Annotated in this window: 22 protein-coding genes; 10 read left to right on the forward strand and 12 right to left on the reverse strand. The window is 56.7% G+C overall.

The window, feature by feature from the left end:
• The first annotated feature begins 46 nt into the window (after positions 1-46).
• The 6 genes from DSD30_RS00280 (at position 47) to DSD30_RS00305 (ending at position 7,542) form a co-directional block, all read left to right on the forward strand.
• The gene (locus DSD30_RS00280; RefSeq protein ID WP_114007617.1) at positions 47-1,930 is read left to right on the forward strand and encodes an extracellular solute-binding protein; all 1,884 of its coding nucleotides are present in this window, start codon (positions 47-49) and stop codon (positions 1,928-1,930) included.
• A 185-nt stretch (positions 1,931-2,115) separates the two neighbouring features.
• Positions 2,116-3,225 carry a microcin C ABC transporter permease YejB gene (locus DSD30_RS00285; RefSeq protein WP_114007618.1) on the forward strand — a complete coding sequence of 370 codons (1,110 nt, stop codon included), beginning with the start codon at positions 2,116-2,118 and terminating at the stop codon, positions 3,223-3,225.
• Between the two features lie 2 nt (positions 3,226-3,227).
• On the forward strand, positions 3,228-4,379 hold the full coding sequence (locus tag DSD30_RS00290) for an ABC transporter permease (RefSeq protein ID WP_198662822.1): 1,152 nt from the start codon (positions 3,228-3,230) through the stop codon (positions 4,377-4,379).
• An 11-nt stretch (positions 4,380-4,390) separates the two neighbouring features.
• Entirely contained in the window at positions 4,391-6,028 is a 1,638-nt protein-coding gene (locus tag DSD30_RS00295; protein ID WP_114007620.1) for an ABC transporter ATP-binding protein, read from the forward strand.
• Between the two features lie 24 nt (positions 6,029-6,052).
• Positions 6,053-6,994 carry a 2-hydroxyacid dehydrogenase gene (locus DSD30_RS00300; protein WP_114007621.1) on the forward strand — a complete coding sequence of 314 codons (942 nt, stop codon included), beginning with the start codon at positions 6,053-6,055 and terminating at the stop codon, positions 6,992-6,994.
• Positions 6,995-7,137: 143 nt separating this feature from the next.
• Positions 7,138-7,542, forward strand: a complete 405-nt coding sequence (locus DSD30_RS00305; RefSeq protein WP_157967491.1) for a DUF6636 domain-containing protein — start codon at positions 7,138-7,140, stop codon at positions 7,540-7,542.
• Positions 7,543-7,605: 63 nt separating this feature from the next.
• Here the strand turns inward: DSD30_RS00305 and DSD30_RS00310 are convergent, their stop codons facing one another.
• The 3 genes from DSD30_RS00310 to DSD30_RS00320 all read right to left on the reverse strand — a co-directional run bounded on the left by DSD30_RS00310 (position 7,606) and on the right by DSD30_RS00320 (position 10,432).
• Positions 7,606-8,520, reverse strand: coding sequence for a C40 family peptidase (locus DSD30_RS00310; protein ID WP_114007623.1), 915 nt, complete (start codon positions 8,518-8,520; stop codon positions 7,606-7,608).
• 51 nt (positions 8,521-8,571) lie between these two features.
• The gene (locus DSD30_RS00315; RefSeq protein ID WP_114007624.1) at positions 8,572-8,922 is read right to left on the reverse strand and encodes a MarR family winged helix-turn-helix transcriptional regulator; all 351 of its coding nucleotides are present in this window, start codon (positions 8,920-8,922) and stop codon (positions 8,572-8,574) included.
• A gap of 124 nt (positions 8,923-9,046) precedes the next feature.
• Positions 9,047-10,432, reverse strand: a complete 1,386-nt coding sequence (locus DSD30_RS00320; protein ID WP_114008536.1) for a leucyl aminopeptidase family protein — start codon at positions 10,430-10,432, stop codon at positions 9,047-9,049.
• A 316-nt stretch (positions 10,433-10,748) separates the two neighbouring features.
• On the opposite strand from DSD30_RS00320, the gene DSD30_RS00325 reads away from it, so the two are divergent.
• Positions 10,749-11,549 carry a tetratricopeptide repeat protein gene (locus DSD30_RS00325; RefSeq protein WP_114008537.1) on the forward strand — a complete coding sequence of 267 codons (801 nt, stop codon included), beginning with the start codon at positions 10,749-10,751 and terminating at the stop codon, positions 11,547-11,549.
• Positions 11,550-11,639: 90 nt separating this feature from the next.
• Here the strand turns inward: DSD30_RS00325 and DSD30_RS00330 are convergent, their stop codons facing one another.
• The 9 genes from DSD30_RS00330 to DSD30_RS00370 form a co-directional block, all read right to left on the reverse strand.
• Positions 11,640-12,596, reverse strand: coding sequence for a type II secretion system F family protein (locus tag DSD30_RS00330; RefSeq protein WP_114007625.1), 957 nt, complete (start codon positions 12,594-12,596; stop codon positions 11,640-11,642).
• Between the two features lie 62 nt (positions 12,597-12,658).
• Positions 12,659-13,663, reverse strand: coding sequence for a type II secretion system F family protein (locus DSD30_RS00335; RefSeq protein WP_114007626.1), 1,005 nt, complete (start codon positions 13,661-13,663; stop codon positions 12,659-12,661).
• Positions 13,664-13,787: 124 nt separating this feature from the next.
• The gene (locus DSD30_RS00340; protein ID WP_114007627.1) at positions 13,788-15,233 is read right to left on the reverse strand and encodes a TadA family conjugal transfer-associated ATPase; all 1,446 of its coding nucleotides are present in this window, start codon (positions 15,231-15,233) and stop codon (positions 13,788-13,790) included.
• A 13-nt stretch (positions 15,234-15,246) separates the two neighbouring features.
• Positions 15,247-16,554 carry a CpaE/TadZ family protein gene (locus DSD30_RS00345; RefSeq protein ID WP_114007628.1) on the reverse strand — a complete coding sequence of 436 codons (1,308 nt, stop codon included), beginning with the start codon at positions 16,552-16,554 and terminating at the stop codon, positions 15,247-15,249.
• Positions 16,551-17,267, reverse strand: a complete 717-nt coding sequence (locus DSD30_RS00350; RefSeq protein WP_157967492.1) for a CpaD family pilus assembly protein — start codon at positions 17,265-17,267, stop codon at positions 16,551-16,553. Before DSD30_RS00350 ends, DSD30_RS00345 begins: the two co-directional genes overlap by 4 nt.
• Positions 17,268-17,304: 37 nt before the next feature.
• Entirely contained in the window at positions 17,305-18,783 is a 1,479-nt protein-coding gene (locus DSD30_RS00355) for a type II and III secretion system protein family protein (protein WP_114007630.1), read from the reverse strand.
• Positions 18,780-19,553, reverse strand: coding sequence for a Flp pilus assembly protein CpaB (gene cpaB / locus DSD30_RS00360; protein ID WP_114007631.1), 774 nt, complete (start codon positions 19,551-19,553; stop codon positions 18,780-18,782). Before cpaB ends, DSD30_RS00355 begins: the two co-directional genes overlap by 4 nt.
• A 230-nt stretch (positions 19,554-19,783) precedes the next feature.
• Positions 19,784-20,308, reverse strand: coding sequence for an A24 family peptidase (locus DSD30_RS00365; protein WP_114007632.1), 525 nt, complete (start codon positions 20,306-20,308; stop codon positions 19,784-19,786).
• Positions 20,309-20,503: 195 nt separating this feature from the next.
• Positions 20,504-20,674: a Flp family type IVb pilin gene (locus DSD30_RS00370; RefSeq protein ID WP_114007633.1), complete on the reverse strand. Its 171-nt coding sequence runs from the start codon at positions 20,672-20,674 to the stop codon at positions 20,504-20,506.
• A gap of 615 nt (positions 20,675-21,289) precedes the next feature.
• On the opposite strand from DSD30_RS00370, the gene DSD30_RS00375 reads away from it, so the two are divergent.
• From DSD30_RS00375 to DSD30_RS00385, 3 genes are all read left to right on the forward strand, one after another.
• On the forward strand, positions 21,290-21,769 hold the full coding sequence (locus DSD30_RS00375) for a pilus assembly protein N-terminal domain-containing protein (RefSeq protein WP_114007634.1): 480 nt from the start codon (positions 21,290-21,292) through the stop codon (positions 21,767-21,769).
• A 445-nt stretch (positions 21,770-22,214) separates the two neighbouring features.
• Positions 22,215-22,772 (forward strand): TadE/TadG family type IV pilus assembly protein, encoded by a 558-nt coding sequence (locus DSD30_RS00380; RefSeq protein WP_157967493.1) that lies wholly within the window; start codon positions 22,215-22,217, stop codon positions 22,770-22,772.
• A 45-nt stretch (positions 22,773-22,817) separates the two neighbouring features.
• Entirely contained in the window at positions 22,818-23,360 is a 543-nt protein-coding gene (locus DSD30_RS00385) for a TadE/TadG family type IV pilus assembly protein (protein WP_157967494.1), read from the forward strand.
• Positions 23,361-23,377: the final 17 nt, after the last annotated feature.

Consider the following 23,377-nt stretch of genomic DNA (forward strand, 5'->3'; position numbering starts at 1 on the left):
ACGTAAAAAGGGTGAAGAAAGCCTGCCAGATAGGGAGCCAGACGCAATGCCAAAAGAGACAGACCCGAACCAGCCTGTGCGGACCTCACTCACACGGCGCGCCTTGCTCAAAAGCAGTTCTGCCGCTCTGTTGACCGGCTTATTGGGCGGCGTTGCTCTGACCGCCCGGCCACTGGTCGGGTTTGCGAGTGTGGAGCGGCACGGCCTGTCGGTCTTTGGTGAGCTCAAATATCCGCCGGGTTTTGGCCACTTTGACTATATCAATGCAGATGCCCCCAAGGGTGGGCGGTTTTCCTTCTCGGCGCCAAGCTGGCTCTATAACCAGAATCCGCAGACCTTCAACACATTGAATGGCTTTGTGCTCAAAGGGGACGCACCGCCGCGGATCGAATTGTTGTTCGATATGCTGATGGTGCGGGCCTCTGATGAGCCAGACGCGGTCTATTGCCACTTGTCGCAGTCCGTCGCCCTGTCGACCGACGGCAACCGTCTGACCTTCCAACTGCGCCCAGAAGCACGCTTCCATGATGGCACCAAGGTGACGCCTGAGGATGTGGCTTTCAGCTATCTGGCAATCAAGGACAAGGGTCATCCGAACCTCAAGCTATCCCTGCGGGCGCTCGACAAAGTCGAAGTTTCGGATGACAGCGTGACATTGGTGTTTGACGGCACGCAAACGCGGCAGGACCCGATCGAGGCGGCCTCGATTGTGCCAATTTTCTCCAAGGCTGATTATGACGGCAAGGCCTTTGATGGCTCGACCCTCACCCCGCCGGTCGGCTCTGGCCCCTACAAGGTCGGCCTGATCAATCCGGGCAGTGTGATCGAGTTTCACCGGGACCCCGATTATTGGGGCAAGGATCTGCCAACCGCTGTCGGGCACCATAATTTCGATATTATCCGCCTTAGTTTTAGCCGCGATTCCACCACGACCTTTGAGAGCTTCAAGAAGGGCGATCTTAATTTTTGGCAGGAATTCTCCTCCAAGCGCTGGGCGACCCAGTATGACTTCCCGGCATTGTCGGAGGGACGGGTGCAAAAGCTCGAGCTGCCGGACGATGAGCCATCGGCGGCACAGGGCTGGTTCTTCAACACCCGGCGGAGCAAATTTGCCGATCCGCGAACGCGCGAGGCGATTGCCATCACCTTCGATTTCGAATGGTCAAATGAAAAGCTGTTTTTCGGCCTTTATCAACGCACCCACTCTTTCTTTGAACGCACGGCAATGAAGGCCAGTGGCAAGGCGGAAGGCAAGGTTTTGGCCTTGCTCGAGCCTTATCGAGACCAGTTGGACGCTGCGGTGTTTGACGAGCCTTACATGCCACCGGTGTCGGACGGCTCCGGGCGCGATCGCAAGATTTTGGCCCGCTCAATCCAGCTCCTCAAAGAGGCCGGTTGGACCCAGACCGAGGCTGGTTGGGTCAACGGATCGGGCGAGACGCTGGAGATCGAACTGCTCGGCAACACTCCTCTGTTTGAGCGGATCATCAATCCATGGGCCGAACGTCTGGCGCTGATTGGGGTGCCATTGCGCTTCCGTCTGGTGGATCCGGCCCAATTCCAGCGACGGCTGGATGAGTTTGATTTTGATCTGGCCGGGCGGCGTTATTCCATGTCGGCAACCCTTGGGCCTGCGACACGCTCGGTCTGGGGATCTGCTTCAGCAGATACCAATGGCAGCTATAATCTGGCGGGTCTGAAGCTTGCCGCGATGGATGCCATGATCGATGCGGCGCTGGCTGCTGAGAGCCGCGAGGATATGGAAGCGGCCGGACAAGCCATCGACCGGATCTGGCGGGCCGGACATTACTGGATTCCCAACTGGAACAAGCCGGTCCACACGATTGGCCTTTGGCAAGGCATTCAGGCCGGTGAAACTGCCGGACTTTACGAATTCTACCCTGAAAGCTGGTGGTGGATGAAAGGTTGACGCCTTACTCGTTGCACATTCTGTGTGCCAGACTGTATCAGCGTCAAAAGAGAGATCTTGGTTAACAAAGTGTTATGAGCCTTTGTGCATCACTGAAGACCAAAGAGAGAAGAACCACGTTCGCGCAAGAGGCGTAACAATCAAACGCAACAAACTGTCCACGCGCGAAGGGAAATGGAGAGGGAATGGGCGCCTATATTTTACGACGTCTGTTGCTGATCATTCCGACATTGATCGGGATTATGGCAATCAATTTCGCAGTCATCCAGTTTGCCCCCGGCGGACCGGTTGAACGGATCATCGCGCAGGTGACCGGCACCGATGTCTCTGCCACCGAGCGGATTTCCGGTGGCGGTGATTTTGCCGGAACCGGCACCGGACCATCTGCCTCGAGCGGCGAGGACATTACCTCGCGTTATCGTGGCGCACAGGGGCTGGATCCCGAATTCATCAAAGAGCTGGAAAAACAGTTCGGCTTTGACAAACCACCACTCGAACGCTTCGGTCAGATGCTGGTCAATTATGCCACCTTCGACTTCGGCGACAGCTATTTCCGCGATATTGGCGTGCTGGAACTGATTGCCGAAAAGATGCCGGTATCAATTTCACTTGGCCTCTGGATGACGCTGATTTCCTACATGATTTCCATCCCGCTTGGCATTCGCAAGGCGGTCAGCGATGGCAGCAAGTTTGACGTCTGGACCAGCGCCGTGGTGATCATCGGCTATGCCATTCCGGGCTTTTTGTTTGCGGTTCTGCTGGTGGTTCTGTTTGCCGGTGGCTCCTTCTTTGACTGGTTCCCGCTGCGCGGACTGATCTCGGACAATTTCGACCAGTTGAGCTGGTGGGAGAAGATCCTCGACTATTTCTGGCACTTGGCCCTGCCGCTCACCTCGATGGCACTGGCGGCCTTTGCCACCACCACGCTTTTGACGAAAAACTCCTTCCTTGATGAAATCCGCAAGCAATATGTGGTGACCGCAAGGGCCAAGGGCCTGACTGAACGGCAGGTGCTGTATGGCCATGTGTTCCGCAATGCCATGCTGATCATCATTGCGGGCTTCCCCGGTGCCTTCATTGGTGCCTTCTTTGGCGGTTCCCTGCTGATCGAGCAGATTTTCTCCCTTGACGGGCTGGGGCTTTTGTCGTTCGAAAGCGTCATCAACCGGGATTATGCAGTGGTCTTTGCGACGCTTTATATCTTCTCGCTAATGGGACTGGTCGTCAGCCTGATTTCCGACCTGACCTATATGTTGATCGATCCGCGGATTGATTTTGAAAGCCGGGAGGTCTGATGATGCGATTGCCATTCAGCCGCAAAAATGACCCGTCCAAGCAGACGCCGGGCTTCTTTGCCAACCTGTCGCCGATCAATCAGCGGCGGTTGAAGAATTTCAAATCCAACCGGCGCGGCTATGTTTCGCTCTGGTTGTTTGCCGTCCTGTTTGTTCTCACCCTATTTGCCGAGATGCTCGCCAATGACAAGCCGTTGCTGGTCTCTTACAAGGGCGAGTTGCTGTCCCCCTTGGTAACCGACTATCCGGAAAGCAAGTTTGGCGGGTTCCTGCCCAAAACCGATTATCATGATCCGGTGATTCAGGATGAAATCAACGAGAATGGCTGGATCCTCTGGGCCCCGGTGCGCTATGGCTATCGGACGGTCAATATCGACCTGCCAACCCCGGCCCCCTCACCGCCGAGCTGGTTGCTCGACAAGGAGGTGCGTTGCGCGCCCTATGACATGGGCGTTGAAGATCGCAATTGCTCCATTGGCAACTGGAACTGGCTCGGGACCGATGATAGCGGCCGGGACGTGCTGGCACGCCTTATCTATGGCTTTCGGATTTCGGTGCTGTTCGGCCTGACGCTGACGCTGTTCTCGTCGGTCATCGGGGTTGCTGCGGGTGCGATTCAGGGCTTTTTCGGCGGTCTGACGGACCTTCTTTTCCAGCGCTTCATCGAGATCTGGACCTCGGTACCACAGCTCTATCTGTTGCTGATCATTGCCGCCATCATCACCCCCAGCTTCTGGATTCTTCTCGGCATCCTGTTGCTCTTCTCCTGGGTGGCGCTGGTTGGGGTGGTGCGCGCGGAATTTCTCAGGGCGCGAAACTTTGAGTATGTTTCTGCGGCCCGCGCCCTTGGCGTCTCCAACGGGACCATCATGATGCGGCATCTGTTGCCCAATGCCATGGTGGCGACGCTGACCTTTATGCCCTTCATTCTCAATGGATCGATCACCACGCTGACCTCGCTCGATTTTCTCGGCTTTGGCCTGCCGCCCGGCTCCCCATCGCTTGGGGAATTGCTGGCTCAAGGCAAGAAGCACTGGGAGGCGCCGTGGCTGGGTCTGACCGGCTTCTTCTCGATTTCGATCATGTTGAGCTTGCTGATATTTGTCGGCGAAGCCGTGCGCGATGCCTTTGATCCGCGCAAGACATTCCAATGAGGGGTGATAGTATGGACAACAATAATACGCCCCTTTTGCAGGTCGAGGATCTCTCCGTTGCCTTTCGTCAGGATGGCACGGAAAAGCTGGCCGTCAACAAGGTCTCCTTCAGCCTCAATCGCGGTGAGACGCTGGCTCTGGTGGGGGAATCCGGCTCGGGCAAGTCGGTGTCGGCCCTCTCGGTTCTCAAGTTGCTGCCCTATCCGTCCGCATCCCACCCGTCAGGCAAGGTGCTGTTTGATGGCATTGATCTGCTCAATGCCAATGACAAGCTGCTCCGCTCGGTGCGTGGCAACCGGATTTCGATGATCTTCCAGGAGCCGATGAGCTCGCTCAATCCGCTTCATACGGTGGAGCAACAGATCGGCGAGGTTCTGTCAATCCATCACGGAATGGGCGAGAAACAGGCCCGTGCGCGGGTGCTGGAATTGCTCGATGATGTGGGCATTCGCGAACCGGAAAAGCGCCTCAAAAGCTATCCGCACCAATTGTCCGGTGGCCAGCGCCAGCGGGTGATGATCGCCATGGCGTTGGCCAATGAGCCGGAAATCCTGATTGCGGATGAGCCAACCACCGCACTGGATGTGACCGTGCAGGCGCAGATCATCGAATTGCTGCGCGCCTTGCAAAAGAGCCACAACATGGCGCTGCTCTTCATCACCCACGATCTTGGCATTGTCGAAAAGCTGGCCGACAGGGTGTGCGTGATGACCGATGGCGAGATTGTCGAGAGCGGCCCGACGGCCGAGATTTTTGCCAATCCACAGCATCGCTACACCAAACATCTCCTGTCGTCCGAACCAAGCGGCAAGGCGCACCCGGTGGCAGACAATGCGCCAATCCTGCTGGAAACCGAGGATCTCAAGGTCTGGTTCCCGATCAAGCGCGGCTTCCTGCGCCGCACCGTTGGTCATATCAAGGCGGTGGACGGCATCTCGCTGTCGATCCGGGCTGGTGAGACGCTCGGCATTGTCGGGGAGTCCGGGTCTGGAAAAACCACTTTGGGGCTCGCGCTGTTGCGGATGATTTCGTCCGACGGTCCGATTGTCTTTCAGGGCAAGGGCCTCGATCAGCTCGACAACAAGGCCATGCGTGACAAGCGGCGGGACATGCAGATCGTGTTTCAGGATCCGTTCGGTTCGCTGTCGCCGCGCATGTCAATTGCCCAGATTGTGGCAGAGGGTCTGGCCATTCATGCACCCGACCTCAGTGTCGAGGAACGGGATGCCAAGGTGGTGCAGGCCTTGAAGGAAGTGGGCATCGACCCGGAGACCCGCCATCGCTATCCGCACGAATTTTCCGGTGGTCAGCGGCAGCGCATTTCTATAGCGCGGGCCATGGTACTGGAGCCATCCTTCGTGATGCTCGATGAGCCGACCAGTGCGCTTGACATGAGCGTGCAAAGTCAGGTCGTTGATCTGTTGCGTGATCTTCAGGCCCGCCATGGATTGACCTATCTCTTCATCAGCCACGATCTCAAGGTGGTGCGGGCCCTGTCCAACCGGGTGATGGTGATGCGGCAGGGCAAAATCATCGAGCAAGGCGATGTCGAGCAGATTTTCGACGCGCCGGAAACAGACTATACCAAGGCCCTGATGGCAGCGGCCCTTCGGATGGAGACCGCCCCAACGGGGGTCGTTGCTGACTGAAGGCTCTTCTGAAAGATCAAGACAATGAATATTCTCCTCTATGCCAATGGCTGGGACATGGATGCGTGGGCAACACGCATCCGCAAGGAACTGCCTCATGCAACGATCATCACGCCGGACACGCTCACCAATCCGGCCAGTGTCGATTATGCGATGGTCTGGAAGCCGGAACCGGGATATCTCGCAGGCTTTCCCAACCTCAAGGTCATCTGTTCACTTGGCGCCGGGGTTGACTTTCTGATGGCCGACCCAGACCTGCCTGACCTGCCGGTGGTGCGGGTGATTGACCCGGACCTGACGGGTCGGATGAGCGAATATGTGCTGCTGCAATGCCTGTTGCATCATCGCCGGACCCTCTCCTATCTGCGTTATCAAGCCGCCGGTATCTGGAAGGATCAGGCCGATGTGGCGGCTCGCGAAATCCGTGTCGGCGTGCTGGGGCTGGGGATACTCGGCCTTGACGCAGCCCGAAAATTGCAAATGGTCGGCTATGACGTCGCTGGCTGGAGCCGGTCGCCCAAATCCATCGATGGCCTTCGCACCTTTGCCGGAGCCGAGGGGCTGGATGCGATGGCTGCGCGGACGGATATTCTGGTGTCGCTATTGCCGCACACGCCCCAGACCGAGGGCATGCTCAATCTCACCCTGTTCCGCAAGCTGGCGCAGGACGGACCGCTGGGGGGACCGGTGGTGATCAATGCCGGGCGCGGCAAGCTGCAGGTCGAGCGTGATATCATGGAAGCGCTTGATGAAGGCAGCCTGATCGGCGCGTCGCTGGATGTGTTCGAGGAGGAGCCTTTGCGGGACGGCAGTCCGATCTGGTCGCATCCTTCGATCATTCTCACCCCACACAATGCCGCGGTCAGTGACCCGATCGCCACAACGGCCTATCTGGCTCGTCAATTGACGCTATTTGAGGCGGGCGAGCCGATGGAAAGCGTGGTTGATCGCAACGCGGGATACTGACCCCCGCACCTTTGTTGTCTTGTCTTGCAAGGCTACGGATCAGGGGCCGCTTGGTCCGGCTTTCTCTTTGACGGTTGACTTCAACCGCAATCAACGCTCTCCTATGGCAATATACCAAATTGCATTTTCAAGGAGACCGGATTTTGAAGAGACTGTTGTTGCTTTTGATTTTTCTGGCCCCGTTGCCCGCATGGGCGGACGGGTTCGGTTTTGAAACGCCTTCGGGCAATATCTATTGCAATGGGCATATCAGCGACGGTGGAGGCATTTCGTGCGAGATTGTCGTACGACAGGGCCCGCCAGCCAGACCCAAACCGTCTTCCTGTCGCCAGAGTTGGGGTCACAGTTTTTCTCTGCAAGGATCAGGGTCGGCCGAACTGATTTGCGGTCCCAAACCGTCGCGGGTCGGCTATTCCGAGATCGCTGCCTATGGGCAGTCGGGCACGTTTGGCGACATCACCTGTTACTCGGAGCGCACCGGCTTCACTTGCGAAAATCGAAGCGGGCATGGCTTTTTCCTCTCCCGGCGCAAACAGGAAATTTTCTGACACAAAAACGGCAAGGGATGCACGTTGTCTTACTGACAGGCCGACGTCCCTCGCCTTCCCACCCTAGAGCGCCAACCGTCTCACAGCGCGCAGATCACCATATTCGTTGGCCGCGATCCGCTTGAGCGCATCAGACAGCGGTTCCTTGGCCACAGCCATATGATGGCCGTTGGCATGGAGCAGCGTCTCGACGTCGCTCATCACGCCGACATGACCAGGCCAGAAGAGCAAATCGCCACGCTGCAGGGACGTGAGCGCAGTGTCAAGATCAAGGGAAGTGCCCGCTTCCTTTTCCTGCATCGAGGCATCACGCAACATCGGGATGCCCGCCATTTCGCATGCAAGCTGCACCAAGCCGGAGCAATCGATGCCAAGCGAGCTTTTGCCACCCCAGAGATAGGGCGTGCCAATCAGGCTTTCTGCAACACTGACGAAATCGGTCGCTTTATGCTGACGCTCCACCACATGCTGGGCAACGACCCATCCGGCTTCGCCGTTTGGCATCGGCAAGTTGACCAGTTTGCGATAAAGGGTACCGCGGACCTCTTCCTCTTCGCCCAGCACGAGGCCAGCCCCCATCGACAGGAAGGTGGCGGCGGGGAATTTCAGATCCGGCCCCGGATAGACAAAGGTGCGTACGGCGCTGACTTTGTGGGTTGGCTCCCCGGCGGCGAACTCATCGGACAGGTGGCCCGAATAAGGCCCAATGGCGTCCGTTGGCATATAGCCGACATAGCCGTCCCCCGCCAGTTGGACCCAGCACCAGCCCTTGTCATCCTGCTCGAAGACATGAACCACCTCACCCAGCAGGGCTTGACTGTCAAGGCCACTGCGTCCGTCCGGCGCAGCTTTCAGAGGCGCGACGGGGACGCGGACACGCATCACATGGGGGGTTACGAACCGTTCGGCCTCGACCTGCCCTTCAAGACGTTTATCGGCTAGGTCGGGACGAAAGGCATTGAGGGACGGATTGAGCATGGTTTTTTTCCTGATTGGAGATCTTTTGCGCTAGAGGTAACTGCCTTGCCCTCACTCTGCAAGGGCGGCGGTCGTCTCAACGATCTTGTGGCCCAGATCATGCACATAGAGCGCCCCCTTGACCGTACGCAGGATGACGACATTGCGTTTGTCCTGATCATCGCGGCGGCGGGTCAGAAGGCCCATGCGGCCCATTGTGTCGAGTGCTCTTGTGATGGCGGGCTTGGTGACACCGAGCTTGGCGGCCAATCCGCGCACCGTGTGAGGTGGCGTTTCGAGATAGACGGTCAAAAGCACGGTCATCTGCCGAGCGGACAGATCCGTGTCATCTTTGAGCACCAGATCGTGGGTGACATCGTGCCATAAGTTCAGCGCCTGACTCGCGCTCATTGTCGTCGCCATGCAACACCTTGCCTGTGGGCCAATTCTATCTCGTTCCGGCTCCGGTATAATGTGCGCTGATTCACAGCTTGGATGCAAGTGCGAAGGGAATTGCCGCAAAGCGACAATCCCCGTTTGCGAGGCCTTACTTGGCGTATTTTTCCTTCAAATGGCTGTAAATGGCGCGAATGGCTTGTGCTTCGCCGCCCTTTGGCCGGGCCGGTTGCGCCGCGGGTGCCCAGCCGTAAATGTCAAAATGAACCCAGCTGCGGCTCTTGTCGACAAAGCGGCGCAGGAACAGGGCCGCGGTGATCGATCCGGCAAAGCCGCCGGTGGATATGTGGTTCACATCGGCAATGTCTGACGAAAGATTGCCGTCATAGCCCGGCCAGAGCGGCATGTTCCAAAGCGGATCCCACTGGCTGCGGCTTTCCGCAGAAAGAGAGGCAACCAGGTCCGCATCATCGCTGTAGAAGGGGGGCAGATCGGGGCCGAGCGCCACACGGGCTGCGCCGGTCAGGGTGGCCATATCAATCATCAGCTCTGGCTCTTCCTCATCGGCCAGTGCCATGGCATCGGCCAGCACCAGACGGCCTTCGGCGTCGGTGTTACCGATTTCGACGGTCAGGCCCTTGTGGCTCTGCAGCACATCGCCGGGACGGAACGCATTGCCGGAGACCGCATTCTCAACCGCCGGGATCAGGACACGCAAGCGTACGGGCAATTGCGCCGACATAATCATCGAGGCAAGGCCAAGCACGTTGGCCGCGCCGCCCATATCCTTTTTCATCAGCAGCATGGACGAAGAGGGTTTGAGATCGAGGCCGCCTGTATCGAAACAGACGCCCTTGCCAACGAGAGTGACCTTTGGCGCGCTCTCGTCACCCCAGACAAAATCAAGCAGGCGTGGCGCGCGCGGAGACGCTCTGCCGACCGCATGGATCATCGGGAAATTATGCTCCAGCAGCGCTTCACCCTTGATGACGGTGAGGATCGCTCCATGGGTATCAACCAGCCCCTTGGTTACCGCTTCCAGCTCGTCCGGGCCCATATCATTGGCGGGAATGTTGATCAGATCGCGGGCCAGATTGCTGCCCTTGGCCTGACGCAGGACATCCTCGCGATCAACCCCTTCAGGCCAATCAAGCTCCGGCATGGGTTTGGAATTTTCCTTGTAGCGATCAAACCGATACGCCCCCAGATGCCAGGCCAGCACCGCCAGAAACAAAGCCTGATCATCCTCTGCCAAGACATCTTCGATCACATAGTGATAGCGGCCTTCCGGCAGACGTACGGGCAGCAAACCGGCGAGCAATGGCGACCGATTGGGGTTGCTTTGCTTGCCAATGCCAAACAGGACCGCTTCGATGGATCCATCCAGGGAAGGGATCAGACAAATCTCCCCTTCCTTTGCCGCAAAGCCGGTGCTTTCCGCCCATTGGGTGCCAGCTGCCGACATGGCCTTGGGCACATGGCTTTCCCCATCGGAGGCGACGAAATGAATTGGCGTGGACTTGGCTTGTTCAGACATGCTTTGAGAATTTCCCGAGTGGTTGCCCGATGCACCATATGGCGGGATGGCATCGGATGGAATCAGACCGCCGATCAAGGCCAAAGAGTACTGCAAGCGCCTGCGGAAGGGAATGACCGAATGGCTCCCCTGTGCTGGCTTCGCGCTCCTTGCAGAAGGCTTTTTTGCGAAGGGCGGAGCGTAGAATGCATGCAAATTGCACGAATTAACCAAGCATTAGGGTTAATTGTTTATTGCTGAGGGAAGAAAGCATCGTGCATCAGTCCGCCCGCAATCTGTGGGTCAGCCTGTTGCCGTTCTGCACGAGGATTGCGTCATGACAAGTGGTTCCTTCACCCGCTCCCCTTCCCCAGCTCGGGCCCGCAAAGCCTTTCTTGTGGCGTCTGTCGCGCTGCTGGTGGCTGTGTCGGGTTGTTCATCGAACAAGAAGAGCGTCTCGGCCTCTGATCATCAGCGCACGGGCTATGCCAGCGAACAGGCCTTGCAGGATTCCATCCACTATTGGGAAAAGCGTTACAAGAACAATCCCAAGGATGTCAAAGTCGCTCTCAATTACGGCACGGCACTACGCCATGCCGGTCGCTATGAGCAATCTCTGGCGGTGATTGAAACCGTGGCTGCCACGGAAACCAAGAACCGTGTCGTGCTGGCAGCCTATGGCAAGGCACTGGCCTCGATCGGGCGGTTCCAGCAGGCCCTCACCGTGTTGCAGCGCGCACAAACCCCGACAACCCCGGACTGGCGGCTGGAATCGGCCATGGGTGCCATTCATGACCAGTTGGGCAATTTCTCCACCGCGCGCGACCATTATGACAAGGCCCTGTTGCAGGCACCCGGCGCTCCGAGCGTGCTGAGCAACTATGGCCTGTCCTATCTGCTGGAAGGCGACCTTGCGTCTGCCGAGGGGTATTTGCGCGAGGCGGCCAAACAGCCGGGCGCGGATAGCCGCGTGCGGCAGAATCTGGCTCTGGTGCTGGGACTGCAAGGCAAGTTCAGCGAAGCGGAAGCGATTGCCAGCAACGAGCTGTCACCCCAGCAGGCCGCAGCCAACATGGCTTACTTGCGCACCATGCTCAAAGAGCGCGGCAATTGGAAGACCCTGAAGAAACAAGGCTAATCACCAACATCCCTATCTGAAATGACAAAAGGTCGATGCTGCTGCATCGACCTTTTGTCTCTTGGGTTGGGTTGGGGCTTGTTGTCCCGATCAGCCCCAGAAGGAAATGGCCGCCGGTCCCAGAACGGCAACAAAAATTGCGGGTAGGAAGAACAGGATCATCGGCACCGTCAGTTTCGGCGGCAGGGCCGCTGCCTTTTTCTCGGCTGCTGTCATGCGCATGGTACGGTTTTCATTGGCCATCACACGCAAGGCATCACCAAGCGGCGTGCCATAGCGTTCGGCCTGAATGAGCGAGGTCATCACCGCGCGTACACCTTCCAGCCCGGTGCGGGTCGACATATTCTCATAGGCGATCTTGCGATCCTGCAGATAGGACAATTCGGCGGTCAGAAGGGTCATTTCCTCGGCCAACTCAACGCTCGACTTGCCGATTTCGGCAGCCACTTTCTGAAAGCCGGTTTCTGCTGTCATGCCGGATTCGACGCAAATCAGCAGCAGATCGAGAGCGTCTGGCCAGGCGCGGGTGATCGAAGCCTGCCGCTTGGAGATCAGGTTGCGGATATAGAGCGCCGGGGCGTAGTAGCAAGCATAGGCAAACAGCAGCGACAGAAAGATCTGGACCATCGGCGGATAGTCAGGCTTGAGGACAATGAACAAATAGAAGAGCGCCACCATCAGACCGACCATCGGCCCGACGATCCGGGCAAAGGTGAAGGTCATCAGGTGATTTTCACTGCGAAAGCCCGCCTGTTTCAACCGAATGCGGCTTTCCTTGTCGGCAAAAGCATCGCGCATTTTGAAACGGTCAACGATGTTCAGGATCACCGCCTTGGGCTCCTGACGCAGAGAGGGTTTGCCGCGACCATCGTTGTTCAGGGCTGCCCGCTCCCGGCGGCGGATCTGCTCGCGTTCGGTCGCCACCTCTTTCATACGGCTGCCGAGCTTGTCCGTTTCAAGGAATGGCATGGCTGCAGCAAGGATCGACGCGACCACGGCGATGGCCGTCATCACCGCAAAAATGTCCTGAATATCAAAGCCAATCATGTGCCATATTCCTTGTCAGACCCAGAGATTTCCCGACAGCCCAGCTGTCAGGATTTCCGGGATCAAATATCGAAGTTGATCATGCTGCGCATCATGATGATGCCAATCGCCATCCAGACGAAGGTCGCCGCCATGACCATGTGCCCCATCGGGTGGGTGAACATCACCATGATGTAGTCGGGCGAGGTCAGATAGGTCATGAAGGCAATGATGAAAGGCATCGCCGCGATGATGGCCGCAGACGCCTTGGCCTCCATCGACATGGCCGAGATCTTTTCCTTCATCTGGGCACGGGACCGGAGCACGCGCGACAGGTTGCCTAGAGCCTCGGACAGGGAGCCACCGGCCTGGGCCTGAATGGCAATGACGATGGCAAAGAAGTTGGTCTCGGCAATCGGCACCCGTTCATGCAGGCGCGGCACAACCGCAGACAGGGGTAGCCCCATGGCCTGCTCGTCCACCAGACGCTTGAATTCGGAGCGAACCGGCTCGGCGGTTTCGGAGGATGCAATGACGATGCAGTCGCCCAGTGGCAAGCCTGTACGAATACCCCGGACGATGACGTCGATGGCATTGGGGAACTCGGCGATGAACTTGTTTATCCGCTTCTTGCGTTTGCGTGCCAGCCAAAGATTGGGCAGGCCGATAAGGCCGACAATACCAATGCCCAGTGAAACCAACAGGCTCATGCCACCAATCAAGGCACCCAGAAAACAGATGGCCCCGCAAATCATGCTATAGAACCAGAATGTGCGCGGCTTGATTTCCAGACCGGCCTGAACCAGACGGGCGGACAGGGTCTGCTTTTTCTTGGCACCCTGCTTCTGGGCCTCTTCGATCTTCTTCAGGCTGGTTTCGAGATCCTTGCGGCGATCAGCGCTTGCGGCCTTGATCCGTTTGTCGGCCAGATGGACACGGCTAATCGAAATGGTTTCCATCCGCTGACGGCGCCGATGGTCCTTGGAAAGCTTGGGGTAGAACAAGCCCCACGCAATGCCAACCACCGCGAAAACCACGAGCGCAAACAACGCAATCGTGAAGATCAGGTCATCTGTGACAAAATCCATGCTCGCTCCTTGTCAGCCTTCTTTTCTACCCAGTGTGCAGTCTCCCGGTTTGGCCTTTGCCGAACAGGAGGCTTTGTGTCGTCTGGCCTATGCATTCGGAATGCACCGTTGGAAAGGCCGAAAATCAATAGCCATCGCTATCTGAGGCCGCATCGAGAGCGGCAGCCAGATTGGCTTCTTCGTTATAATATCGGGCCCGCTCCCAGAAAGCAGGACGACCGATGCCGGTGGATTTGTGCTTGCCAATAATCTTGCCGTTGGCGTCCTCACCCTGGATCTCATAAAGGAACAGATCCTGCGTCGTGATCACATCCCCTTCCATACCCGTGACTTCGGTGATGTGGGTGATGCGGCGCGAGCCGTCACGCAGGCGCGAGGCCTGAATGATGACATCAATCGAGCCGACGATCATTTCGCGGATGGTCCGGGTGGGCAGGTCATAGCCGCCCATGGTGATCATGGCTTCCAGACGCGACAAGGCTTCACGCGGCGAGTTGGCGTGCAAGGTGCCCATTGAGCCGTCATGGCCAGTGTTCATTGCCTGCAAAAGGTCAAAGGCTTCAAAGCCACGCACCTCACCGACGATGATACGCTCAGGACGCATACGCAGGCAGTTTTTGACGAGGTCGGTCATGGTGATCTGTCCCTCGCCTTCCAGATTCGGCGGGCGGGTTTCCAGACGCACCACATGGGGCTGCTGCAATTGCAACTCGGCGGCGTCTTCACAGGTGATGACGCGTTCGTCGACCTCAATATAGTTGGTCATGCAATTGAGCAACGTGGTCTTGCCTGAACCGGTACCACCCGAAATGACCACATTACAGCGGACCTTGCCGATGATCTTGAGGATGCTGGCCCCTTCTGGCGAAATCGAACCGAACTTGACCAGCTGATCAAGGGTCAGTTTGTCTTTCTTGAACTTACGAATGGTCAGGGACGGACCGTCAATGGCCAAAGGTGGCGCGATGACGTTGACACGGGATCCATCGGGCAGGCGGGCGTCACAGATCGGGCTTGATTCATCGACGCGACGACCAACCTGCGACACGATCCGCTGACAGATATTCATCAGCTGACCATTGTCACGAAAGCGGACATTGGTCAAATACACCTTGCCCGAAGTTTCGATGTAGGTTTTCTCGGCCCCATTGACCATGATATCGGCGATGTCGTCGCGGGCCAATAGCGGCTCCAGCGGACCATAGCCAAGCACGTCGTTGCAGATATCATCAAGCAGGTCTTCCTGCTCGGCAATCGACAGGACGATGTTTTTCAGCGCGATGATCTCGGACACGATATCGCGAATTTCCTCGCGCGCCGTCTCTGCGTCCAAGCGCGCCATCTGGGCCAGATCAATGGTATCGATCAGGGCCCCGAAGACGGAGGTCTTGATGTCAAAATACTGTTCGGAACGGCCTGCCTGAGAGGATTCTTCAATCCGCTGATAATTCACTTCGACCGCTTGCTTGTAAGCGCTGTCGTCCTGCTTCTTGGCCTCTGGCTTGGCAGGAGAAGGCTTGGGTGCCACCGGGGCTTTCCGCGCACTATCTGTTCCACGTTTTCCGAACATATACTCTCACCAGTTACTTCGACTTTTTCAACTTGCCCAACAGCGGGGCAAGCAAGGATTTGCTGGCTTTCGGTGCATCAGAGCGACCGGTAATGTCCCCAGCAATGGTATCGAAAATGTCTGCGGTTTTTGCATTTGATCCCAGTTCACTGATCATCTGGCCATTATTTGCTGCCATACCGAAGGTAGCGGCATCGAATGGAATTTCGACATAGTTGGTCAGTTCAAGAGCCGTGGCAAATTCCTTGGCCTTGATTTCCGGACGCTTTTGCATGCCGGTCTGGTTGATCACCAGATGAGGCGGCCTGTCCCCGCGCCGTTCCTGCCCGAGCAGGTCGAGCAAATTTTTGACATTGCGCAAGTTGGCCAGATCCGGTGCCGCCGTGATGACAATTTCGTCGGCATTGAGCAGCAGCTGGCGGTTCCATTCGGTCCAGACATGGGGCAGATCCATGACGATATAGGGGGCGCTATTTTGCAGCAGCTCCATCATGTGGCCGAAAAACTCACCGTCATAATCGCAGGTATTGTCGAGCACGGCGGGCGCCGTCAGCAGGCTCAGGCGCTCGGAACATTTGGTCAGCAGACGTTCGAGAAACTGGTCATCGAGGCGGTCAGCTGCCTTGATGGCGTCGGCAATGGTCTGGGGTGGATCTTCGTTAAAATCGAGCCCGGTGGTCCCGAAGGCGACGTCGAAGTCGGAAATGATCACGTCCTGCTGGAATTTCGAGGAGATCGACCAACCGACATTGTGAGCGAGAGTGGAAGAGCCGACACCACCCTTGGCGCCAATGAAAGCAACGGATTTGCCAAGCGGTTCGGCTTCCGGGCTGCCGAACAGGTCGCTGAGGGACTTGATCAGCTCGATCTGGCCGACGGGTGCCACGATATATTCCGACACACCACGGCGAACAAGATCGCGGTACATCTGCACATCGTTGATATGACCGATCAGCACCACTTTGGTGCCGATGTCACAGACTTCCGCCAGCTTGTCGAGATCGTCGACCAGTTGATCATAACTCTGATTGGCCTCAAGCAGGATGAGGTTCGGCGTGGCGGCCTCGGAGAAGAATTCCGTCGCCGAGCGAATGCCACCCATCACCGCTTTCAGATGAACACGCGCCATCCGGCGGTCGGCGGCAACCGCCTCGACCGTCTCGAGAATTTGCGGCGTGTCGCAGAAAGCATGAATCGACACACGGGGGAGCGGGCGAATTTCCGCCAGTTCTTCAACGCCCGCGCTGGCAAATTCCTGCTCGAACGCAGCCAAGTCATTGTCCAGCTCAAAACCAGACTCAGGAGCTCTTTGTTCGCTCATTTGCTAACCTCTGAACTCGATCCAACGGAGGTCCCCAGATCTTGTGACCAGGAGGCTTCGCCGTTGCGATATTTTTCGGTGGTCGTGGCTCGGCGCATGCTGTCGCGGGCATCCCAGCCACGCGGTTGCACCAGATCCTGCGGATTGGCGACCATGGCGGCGAAGTTTGCCTGCGTGGTGCACCCGAAATCGAAATGGCTGCGATTGTCCTTCTGCTGCCCCAGATCCGCAGGATGCGTGCCGCAAGGCAGGGTTTTGGCCTCAACGCGCGGATAGGCCAAGCGGACCGGCGCATCGCTCGCATTGGCTGCACCATAGGAGATCATGTCGATCTGGCCTGGCTTGACACCGGAACGCATCAATTCGGTCCGCACCTGCTTGGCCATGTAGCCAGCGCTGCTTTCATTCTCGGCCCCGGATGGCACCATGATCTGGATGACGGCCGCATTTTCATGCTTGAAATCGCGAGCATAGGCGGCAACAGCCGACCGGGAGGATGGGGTCAGATTTTCGCTATGAATTCCAACCGGAATGTCGATGGTGCGAGCCGCTTGCTGCAAAGTGATCGGATGGCGCAAGCGATAATCATCACTCACGGAACCGGTGATTTCACGTTTGCTGTCGCAGGCAACCAGCGTCAAGGCACAGGCGGCGATTGCGGCCGCTTTCAGCAACCGGCCAGAAGACAGTGCGTGCGGTTGTGTGTCGGACATCGAAACGACCTCTTTCCAATATTTCATCTCTCTGCCCTCAATCATAGCTGTAGCCAAAGCGGCCGTGATACCGGACCCCACGGCGCCCCTTGCCACCGCTCATATCGTAGCGACGGGTGAGCTGACCGAGGAAAATGGCATTCATGTCGGATGCCGGCTCGACATTCTTGGTTGGCAGCGAAGCCTTCGACTTGGCGATGGGTTCGACAATGTATGGGGTGACAAAAATCACCAGTTCGGTCTGGCTGCGTTTGAAGTCACGCGAGCGGAACAACTGGCCAAGCACTGGCAGATCCTTGAGGAACGGGAAGCCATCAATATTCTGACGAATTTCATCGCGCAACAGACCGGCCATGGCCATGGTGCCCCCGGATGGCAGCTCGACGGTGGTCGAGGAACGCCGCACCCTGAGGCCGGGAATGTTGACCGAGTTGGTCACGCTGCCCAAACGAACAGAGGTATCCGAGGAGATTTCCGACACTTCGGTCTTGATCTGCAAACTGATGCGGTTCTCCGACATCACCACCGGGCGGAAACCGAGCCCGACACCGAAGGGCTTGAACTCGATGCCAATCCGGCCATCTTCAACCCCAACGGGGATCGGGAATTCACCACCTGCCAGGAAGTCGGCCTTTTCGCCCGAAATCGCGGTCAGGTTCGGTTCAGCCAGCGTACGGATGAGGCCGGCGCGTTCCATCGCCTGCAAAGTACCGCTCGCATAGTTTGAAGCGGAGCCGACGCGTAGACCAAGCACCGTCTCGGACAGGTTGACCAGCGTCGCAGAAAAGGGGTTTTCGGTCAGGCCAGCACCGGAAACATTGCCTGCGGTGAAGGAACCCTGAAGGTTGACGCCCAGCTGTTTCAGCGCGGTCCGTTCGACCTCGGCAACGGTTACGCGCAATTGAACCTGCTCGCGGGCCTGCACGGAAATGTAGTTGCTGACCTTTTTCTTGTCACCAACATAGGTGGCAGCCAGATCCATGGCTTTCTGTGAGTCGGCCGGGTTGCGCACGGCACCGGACAGGGCCACGCCTTCACCGACACCCTCCACCTGAATGTTGGATCCCGGAATCATCCGGCGCAGCAAGGCAGCAAGGGCGGTATTGTCCCGCGCCACATTGATTTCGAAACTGGCGATTTGGCCGCCACTGCCGTCAAACAGGACGACATTGGCCTGTCCAACCTTCATGCCAATGATATAGACGCGTCGGGCCTTGCGGACGACGGCATCGGCAACGGTGGGGCTGGATACCAGCACATCGCGCACATCGCGCGGGGTCTCGATGACAATCGATTTGTTAAGGCCGACCGTGATGTGACGACCATGGGCGCTGGCGGACTGAAGCCGTACGGTCGAGTCTGCGCTGACGGGCGCTGAGCCAAGGCCAAAATAGACAAGGCCGATGACGGCCAGCATCAGGGCTGTGAGACGGGCCGCCTGCCACAACCAGATTTCAACGGCTGCCGACAGGGTCCTGGAGCCATTGGCGGGCTCGCTCGAGAAATGTCTGCTCATTGCTTTACCGTCCTCTTGCTCAACTGTCCTGAACGCACAAGGGTGATCGTGCCGCTCTGCGCCTCCTCGCGGCGTTCATCGCCACCAGCATCCTCAAGGGACCTGAGGGCGAGGGACAATGCACCCTGCTGCTGGGCGGAAACCAGAATTTCACTCTGGCTTGGAGAAAGTTCCAGCGTTGCTGTCTCACCAACCACCACCTTGGTGCCGTCCTGATCTTCGATGGTCTGGTCGATCGCCAGAACCTGAATATTGGTAAGGATCGTCTCGGAGGTGACCCGCTTGTCGCCTTCTTCGGTCAGGATGACGTCAACGCGATCCTTGGGCAGGATAAAACCGCCAGCACTGGTTTCCGGAGAAATGCGGGTTGCCACCGCACGGAAGCCCTTGGGCAGGATCGATGACATGAAACCCTTGCCGGCGATGGCGATCTTGCCTTCATTGATCGGCTCTCCTTGCAGGAAGGAGCCGCGCGCCACCGCACCGACCAGTTCGCTGTCTGCCTCTGGGCGATCGTCACGCAGAATATAGCCCGGGCTGGTGCTGTCGGCTGGCCATTTGCGCCAAACGAACATGTCAGCGGTGAAACTGGAGCCCAGCGATACGGTTTTAGCTGCAGTGAGGACTTCCACCACGTCCAGTACCGGCGCTGCAACCTCCTGCTCAACCGGTCCTTCCGGCTGCTTGTCACCCATGGAGCGGGCAAGCATCATGGCAATCAGGCCAGCAAGCACAGCAACAACAACAACAGCTATACGCGCAACTTTCATAACTCGGATTCCCGTCCTTATGCGATGACAGTCAGCAACAGGCGCACCTGCTCCTTTGCTGTAGTGTCCAACACTTATGGTTAACGACAAGTAAGCGAGCGTGCTTAATATGCCGTTAAAGTCGCATTTTGCGGCAAAGAGGGAGGCGAGACTGAAGGGTAGACGCACAAAACGCCCGGACGAAGACGGCCGAGCGTTCGATCAGATGGTACGGTTGAAGGCGCTTCGGGTCAGGATATCGCCAGACGAATGCCGGTCTGCATCCAGTCCGATCCCGCATAGATCTGCAGGCCTGCAATGGCAAAGGCGACGCCATAAGGAATGCGTTTGATGCTGTGCAGGCGATAGACCCAGTTCGTCCGGATGAGGAATTTGGGAAGCATCTGGGACCGAAAATAGAGAAAGAAAATCCCCATCAAGGCGCCATAGACGGACGTCAATGCAAAGAACAGCAATGCCAGTTCAGGCCCGAGCCACAGGGAGGCCACGGCTGCGAACTTCGCATCACCACCGCCAATCGCCTTGACCATCCAGAGGCCGAAACAGATGACCAATGTCACCACGGCCACACCAAGATGGGTAAAGGCCTCGGTCCAGCCCATACCGATGCCATAGGCAAAAAGCGGAAATGGCACCATGAAGATGAGGGCCACCCGGTTGGAAATGCGCATATTGAAGATGTCCGAGCTGCCAGCATAGGCAAAAACCAGCGGCGCAAACAAAAGCAAGGCCCAGGCAAAGATGGTGTCGATCATGTCATAGGCTCCCGTCGGTTGGATATCATCAAACAGAGCTTGCGCCCGTCGCAGAGATCATGCGGGAAAATCGTTATCAAAGCATTGATTTTCTTGATACAATTTTCCAAATCGACGAAAAAAGGCCGCCCGTTGAGGCAGCCTTTTTCCAATCAAGACCGGCGCGCCAGCAAGCGGCGCATTGCCAGCTGGACATTACTTCACAGCGTCCAGTTTGCCTTTGATGGTGCCGAACAGGGACGTGATGGACCCTTCGAGGTTACCGGCTGCGGTCACGATGCCAACGCCAATCAGGCCAGCGAGCAGAGCGTATTCAATAGCGGTTGCACCAGATTCGTCTTTCATAAAGCGAGCAAAAAGTTTCATTTTGGACTCCTAGAAATTCCATTTGTTGACAGCTCTTCCGTCTGGCGGCTTTTGCTTTTATTGCGTTTTGACTGCGCCCCTCAGACAAGAATACTTTTAGGGCAAATCTCTTTCTAACTGGTTAAATATCACAATAACACTCGTTCAATCGCAACCATCGGTAAGTCATGGTTAAATTTTTACATACAACGCATAAGCCTAAATGATATATTAATCCAACAAAAGCATGGTTAATCGACTCTTTAAGATCAATTAATACTTATATTTATTAAAATTATTTGATTATATCGTCAAATTAAACACAAATAATATTGCAAAGGAGATGGATAGAAGCCCAACTCTTTTACATGCAGTCACCAAACTTGGGGCTTCCAATTCTCACTTCCCGGTGTCTTTAAGGCTTCCTTCACCATTTTTTTCCATGATTGGCATGAATGTTCAGGCTTTTAGGGCCTGTTTTGTCGTCGCCAAACAGTTGGTTGTGCAAACCACAGGTATGAATGCACTTTGTGTTCAATCCCGTTCAATGAGATTGCAACCGCTGACGGGGTGCACAAACCATGTGGGAAGTATGGGCAATCACGCCGGAAGAACCGGTGCCCTTCGGAGGTTGAAATGAAATTTGCGTCCGCACTCTTTGCTCTGCTTCTGGCTGGCGGCTCGTTGGCCCCTTCCCTCAGCCTTGCGCAATCCTATCCGGTGATCGACGTGAAGGTGGATCGTGCCAAGGTGATGCGTGTTTCTCGGCCCGCTGCGATGATCATTATCGGCAACCCGGCCATTGCGGATGCGACGATCAAGGATAGCCAAACCCTGATTATCACCGGCAAGCAATATGGCTCGACCAACCTGATTGTTCTGGATGCTGAAGGGGAGCCGATTGCCGATGAGTTGCTTAATGTGTCTGCGGCCAACGAGAACAGCGTAACGGTGTATAAGGGTGTGACACGGCAAACTCTCAATTGCGCACCGGACTGTTCACCTGTCTATCGCATGGGTGACGAGGAAAAACACTCCGTGGCACTGGCCCAGCAGATCGAGACCTACAAGCGGATGTCAAAGGGCGAGCAAATCGAGATCGATGGCAACGAATAAGTCCTCTACCTCTTGTATGACCCCAATTCTAAAGGCACGGTTTTCCGTGCCTTTTGCTTTATTTATAGGGGCACATGGCGTCTAACTCCATCGTTTGTCCCAATTCCAGCCTCTTTTGCATTGTCCCTTCCCGGCGCGGTCCACGAAGCAAGAAGGGGGTGTTTCCCCCTCTCCCATTAACAGTTGCATCTTCTCAGCCTTCGTCGTGGGCTTGCCGTTAACCACCTTTCCCAATCATTCCTAAACTCTTTCCTGTCATTCTTAACCAGAATTCGCGCCAGAGATGCGTCTTCATTCCACTGTCCACTCTGAGTGCGGTGGGGTGAGATGCCGCTGTCCGGCGCGCTTGTCCTGTTGGAAGCATCATCTGTTCAGACAAAACGCGACAAAGCTGTCTGTTGGTCAAGGGGAATGGCATATGCATGCATCGTCAAAAAGGTCCGGAATGGTCAGCAATAGCCGCTTTGGCAGACTGCGCGCCCAGATCGGGCAAGGTGTCCGGCGATTCTTCTGCACAGATGAGTCCGGTGCAACGGCTGTTGAATTTGCCATTCTCGCCGTCCCCTTCATCATCACCATCGGCCTTAGCCTGTTTTTCGGTTACATCTATGTGATGACCATTTCGCTGGAGGATGCGGTCAGCGAAATGGGGCGCCAGATCCGGGTGGGCAAGATCGACGCGCAAGGGATCACCAAAACCGGTTTCAAGGCGCTGGTCTGTGACGAGGTTGTGTTCAGCAAGGACAATTGCCTGGACAATCTGGTTCTGGATGTTCACAGCGCTCCGGACCTCAAGGATGTGTCTCAAGACAAACCATTTACCAACGGCCTGCCGGACAAGACCAAAGAAAAATACAAACCGGGCGAGGGCAGCGACTATGTCATTGTCTCTGCCTATCTGCCGGCAACAGAATATGTGACGCTTCTGAACTCCTTCAGTTCCTTTCCCAACAAGGAACTCATCCTGACGGCCCGGACCGTGTTCCGCAATGAGCCCTTCTAGAGAGTCAATATGAGCGATCACGCGCAGTTCAGACAGGATAAAGCCATGACATTTTTCGCGAAAATTCGATCCTGCTTCCAGTCATTCCGGCGCGATGAGAGCGGAACGTCAGCGGTTGAGTTTGCCATCGTCGTGCCCATTTTGCTGGCGGTCGTCATTCCGATTTCGTGGGAAGCGTTGAATGCGGTTCTGGTGAAAAACAAGGCCAATCAGGCCGCCACGCTGCTTGCTGACCTGACCACGCAAGGCACCAACTTGTCAGAGGACAAGTTCAATATTCTCAAAAATGAGATCATCAAGGAATTTCTCTATCCCTATGACAACCTGACCTACCGGGTGCGGCTGATCGGGGTGAAAGTGGATGCCAACAAGAAGATCATCAAGGTCAAGGATATGGATCACGGCACTGCTGAGCTTGACCCCTATGCCCTGCCTGCGGGGTTGGTCGTGCCAAACTCCTTCTACGTCATGGCGGCAGCCGAGATCGATTTCGAAGCCAGAATTGGCAACAGCATCTTTGGCGGCATGACATTCAAGGACAAGGCGATCATGGTGCCGCGTCTGACAGCCGAGATTGCGGCAAAGTAAGCGAACTCTAGGCTTCA

Origin of the sequence: Cohaesibacter intestini, assembly GCF_003324485.1 — a bacterium.
GTDB classification, from domain to species: domain Bacteria; phylum Pseudomonadota; class Alphaproteobacteria; order Rhizobiales; family Cohaesibacteraceae; genus Cohaesibacter; species Cohaesibacter intestini.

What these genes read in the sequence shown, in the direction of transcription:
- DSD30_RS00280 (WP_114007617.1), top strand. Translation starts at nt 47, where the DNA reads ATGCCAAAAGAGACAGACCCGAACCAGCCTGTGCGGACCTCACTCACA.
- DSD30_RS00285 (WP_114007618.1), top strand. Translation starts at nt 2,116, where the DNA reads ATGGGCGCCTATATTTTACGACGTCTGTTGCTGATCATTCCGACATTG.
- DSD30_RS00290 (WP_198662822.1), top strand. Translation starts at nt 3,228, where the DNA reads ATGCGATTGCCATTCAGCCGCAAAAATGACCCGTCCAAGCAGACGCCG.
- DSD30_RS00295 (WP_114007620.1), top strand. Translation starts at nt 4,391, where the DNA reads ATGGACAACAATAATACGCCCCTTTTGCAGGTCGAGGATCTCTCCGTT.
- DSD30_RS00300 (WP_114007621.1), top strand. Translation starts at nt 6,053, where the DNA reads ATGAATATTCTCCTCTATGCCAATGGCTGGGACATGGATGCGTGGGCA.
- DSD30_RS00310 (WP_114007623.1), bottom strand. Translation starts at nt 8,520, where the DNA reads ATGCTCAATCCGTCCCTCAATGCCTTTCGTCCCGACCTAGCCGATAAA.
- DSD30_RS00315 (WP_114007624.1), bottom strand. Translation starts at nt 8,922, where the DNA reads ATGGCGACGACAATGAGCGCGAGTCAGGCGCTGAACTTATGGCACGAT.
- DSD30_RS00320 (WP_114008536.1), bottom strand. Translation starts at nt 10,432, where the DNA reads ATGTCTGAACAAGCCAAGTCCACGCCAATTCATTTCGTCGCCTCCGAT.
- DSD30_RS00325 (WP_114008537.1), top strand. Translation starts at nt 10,749, where the DNA reads ATGACAAGTGGTTCCTTCACCCGCTCCCCTTCCCCAGCTCGGGCCCGC.
- DSD30_RS00330 (WP_114007625.1), bottom strand. Translation starts at nt 12,596, where the DNA reads ATGATTGGCTTTGATATTCAGGACATTTTTGCGGTGATGACGGCCATC.
- DSD30_RS00335 (WP_114007626.1), bottom strand. Translation starts at nt 13,663, where the DNA reads ATGGATTTTGTCACAGATGACCTGATCTTCACGATTGCGTTGTTTGCG.
- DSD30_RS00340 (WP_114007627.1), bottom strand. Translation starts at nt 15,233, where the DNA reads ATGTTCGGAAAACGTGGAACAGATAGTGCGCGGAAAGCCCCGGTGGCA.
- DSD30_RS00345 (WP_114007628.1), bottom strand. Translation starts at nt 16,554, where the DNA reads ATGAGCGAACAAAGAGCTCCTGAGTCTGGTTTTGAGCTGGACAATGAC.
- DSD30_RS00350 (WP_157967492.1), bottom strand. Translation starts at nt 17,267, where the DNA reads ATGTCCGACACACAACCGCACGCACTGTCTTCTGGCCGGTTGCTGAAA.
- DSD30_RS00355 (WP_114007630.1), bottom strand. Translation starts at nt 18,783, where the DNA reads ATGAGCAGACATTTCTCGAGCGAGCCCGCCAATGGCTCCAGGACCCTG.
- cpaB (WP_114007631.1), bottom strand. Translation starts at nt 19,553, where the DNA reads ATGAAAGTTGCGCGTATAGCTGTTGTTGTTGTTGCTGTGCTTGCTGGC.
- DSD30_RS00365 (WP_114007632.1), bottom strand. Translation starts at nt 20,308, where the DNA reads ATGATCGACACCATCTTTGCCTGGGCCTTGCTTTTGTTTGCGCCGCTG.
- DSD30_RS00370 (WP_114007633.1), bottom strand. Translation starts at nt 20,674, where the DNA reads ATGAAACTTTTTGCTCGCTTTATGAAAGACGAATCTGGTGCAACCGCT.
- DSD30_RS00375 (WP_114007634.1), top strand. Translation starts at nt 21,290, where the DNA reads ATGAAATTTGCGTCCGCACTCTTTGCTCTGCTTCTGGCTGGCGGCTCG.
- DSD30_RS00380 (WP_157967493.1), top strand. Translation starts at nt 22,215, where the DNA reads ATGGTCAGCAATAGCCGCTTTGGCAGACTGCGCGCCCAGATCGGGCAA.
- DSD30_RS00385 (WP_157967494.1), top strand. Translation starts at nt 22,818, where the DNA reads ATGACATTTTTCGCGAAAATTCGATCCTGCTTCCAGTCATTCCGGCGC.